Source organism: Streptomyces sp. SBT349 (assembly GCF_001083795.1).
In the GTDB taxonomy this organism is placed as follows: Bacteria; Actinomycetota; Actinomycetes; order Streptomycetales; family Streptomycetaceae; genus Streptomyces.
The window spans coordinates 1-2,669 of sequence record NZ_LAVK01000574.1 but is presented as its reverse complement, the minus strand read 5'-3'; the positions used below and the strand labels follow the sequence as shown (position 1 = coordinate 2,669).

The 2,669-nt window shown below is 73.2% G+C and carries 1 protein-coding gene; it reads left to right on the top strand.

The genetic code is table 11. The features are described from left to right. A partial coding sequence (locus ADY01_RS34745; protein ID WP_420715765.1) for a glycosyl hydrolase family 95 catalytic domain-containing protein occupies window positions 1-2,437 on the top strand: 2,437 nt, incomplete at its 5' end. Window positions 2,438-2,669: the final 232 nt, after the last annotated feature.

The following is a 2,669-nucleotide window of genomic DNA, read 5'->3' as shown; positions in this document are numbered from 1 at the left end:
CCCCCAGGCCAATCGCCGCACCTTCCTGGCCATAGCCGCGGGAGGCGTGGCGGGCGCCACCGCCGCCGCCCCCCACGCCCCCGCGCACGCCCCCCACGCCTTCCACGCCGGCGCGCAGGCCGCGCCCGGCGCCCCCGGCGCAGCCCAGCAGCACCAGCTGCGCCTGTGGTACCCCGCGCCCGCCTCCGAGTGGCTGCGGGCGCTGCCGCTGGGCAACGGCCGCCTCGGCGCCATGGTCCACGGCGGCGTCGAGAACGAGGAGTGGCAGCTCAACGAGGACACCATCTGGGCCGCGGGGCCCTACGACCACGCCAACCCGGACGGCCTGGCCGCGCTGCCCGAGATCAGGCGCCGCGTCTTCGCGGGGGAGTGGGCCGCCGCCCAGGACCTCTACAACGCCGAGTTCATGGGCATCCCCACCGGGCAGGTGCCGTACCAGACCATCGGCAGCCTCCGCCTGACCTTTCCCGGCGGCTCGGACACGTCCGAGTACTACCGGGAGCTCGACCTCACGACGGCGATCGCCACGACCCGTTACGTCCGCGACGGGGTCACCTTCACCCGCGAGGTCTTCGCCAGCGCCCCCGACCAGCTGATCGTCGCCCGGCTCCACGCCGATGAGCCGGGCTCGGTCTCCTTCACCGCGACGCTGGACAGCCCGCTCAGCCGCACCGGGCTCTCCTCGCCCGACCCGCTCTCCGCCGCCCTCGACGGCACCTCCGAGGGGGCCGGGGGCATCGCGGGCCAGGTGAACTTCCGCACCGTCGTCACCGCGCGCGCCACCGGGGGCTCGGTCTCCAGCTCCGGTGGCACCGTCACCGTCAGCGGCGCCGACGAGGTGCTGCTGCTGGTGTCCACCGGCACCAACCGCGTCGGCTTCCGCGACCTCTCGGGGGACCAGAACGCCCGCGCCGCCGCGCCGATCGCCGAGGTGGACGGCGTGTCCTACGACGAGCTCAGGTCCCGCCATGTCGCGGACTACCAGGGGCTGTTCGGCCGGACCACGCTGGATCTCGGCACCTCGGGCGCGGCCGAGCTGCCGACGGACGAGCGGGTGGCCGCCTTCGGGGGCGGCAACGATCCGCAACTGGTGACGCTCTTCTACCAGTTCGGCCGGTACCTGCTGATCTCCGCCTCCCGGCCCGGCACCCAGGTGGCCAACCTCCAGGGCATCTGGAACGACCTGCTCGCGCCGCCCTGGTCCTCGAAGTACACGATCAACATCAACATCGAGATGAACTACTGGCCCGCGGGCCAGACCAACCTGCTGGAGTGCATGGAGCCGGTCTTCGACATGCTCTCCGACCTCTCGGTCACCGGCGCCGACACCGCCCGCCTCCAGTACGGCGCGGGCGGCTGGGTCACCCACCACAACACCGACGGCTGGCGCGGCACCGCGCCCGTGGACGCCGCGTTCTACGGCGCCTGGCAGACCGGCGGCGCGTGGATGGCGCTGCACATCTGGGAGCACTACCGGTTCAGCGGGGACCTGGAGGGCCTGCGCGCCCGCTACCCCGTGCTCAAGGGGGCGGCGCAGTTCTTCGTGGACGCGCTGGTGGAGGACCCCTCCACCGGCCATATGGTGACCAACCCCTCCAACTCCCCGGAGAACGGCCACCACCAGGACGTGTCCATCTGCGCGGGCCCGACGATGGACAACCAGATCGTCCGCGACCTGTTCTCCGCCGTCGCCGAGGCGTCGGAGCTGCTGGGCACCGACGCCGGGTTCCGCGATCAGGTGCTCGCCCTGCGGGACCGCCTCGCGCCCACGGAGGTCGGCGGCCAGGGCCAGATCCAGGAGTGGCGGGAGGACTGGGACGCGGGCGCGCCCGACTTCCGGCACCGCCACATCTCCCACCTCTACGGCCTCCACCCGAGCAACCAGATCACCCCGCGCGCCACCCCCGACCTCGCCGAGGCGGCCCGGGTGACGCTGGAGCAGCGCGGCGACGCGGGCACCGGCTGGTCCCTGGCCTGGAAGATCAACTTCTGGGCGCGGCTGGAGGACGGCGCCCGCTCCTACAAGCTGCTCTCCGACCAGCTCACCACGGAGCGCACCGCGCCCAACCTGTTCTGCCTCCACCCGCCGTTCCAGATCGACGGCAACTTCGGCGCCACCTCGGGCATCACCGAGTGGCTGCTCCAGTCCCACGCGGGTGAGGTGCACCTGCTGCCCGCCCTTCCGGGTGACCTTCCGGCCGGAAGCGTCACGGGCCTGCTGGCCCGCGGCGGATTCGAGACCTCGATCACCTGGGCCTCGGGCGCGCTGACCGAGGCCACCCTCCGCTCCGCGAACGGGGCGCCGGTCCGGCTGCGCACCCGCGTGCCGGTGAACGTCACCAGCGGGGACCAGACCGTTCCCGTCGAACGCCCGGAGGAGACCGTCGTCACCTTCGCGACCCAGGCCGGTGCCACCTACCGCATCGCGCCCCGCTGATCGCCTGGCGGGCAGCGCGGAACGCCGACCGCGTTGCCCGTCGGGTCCTCCCCGGACCGTGACGGGGGAGGGGGTGGAACCGGGGGAATCGGGCCTTTAGGATGAGACGCATGTTCGGACCCGCCCGCCTTCTGTGCCTCGCGCTGTTCGCGAGCTCGGCGTGGTGCGTCGACGACGGCCTCTGTCGCCGCTGACCCCGGCCGGTCCCGGCCGCGTCGACCCCTCCCGGTCC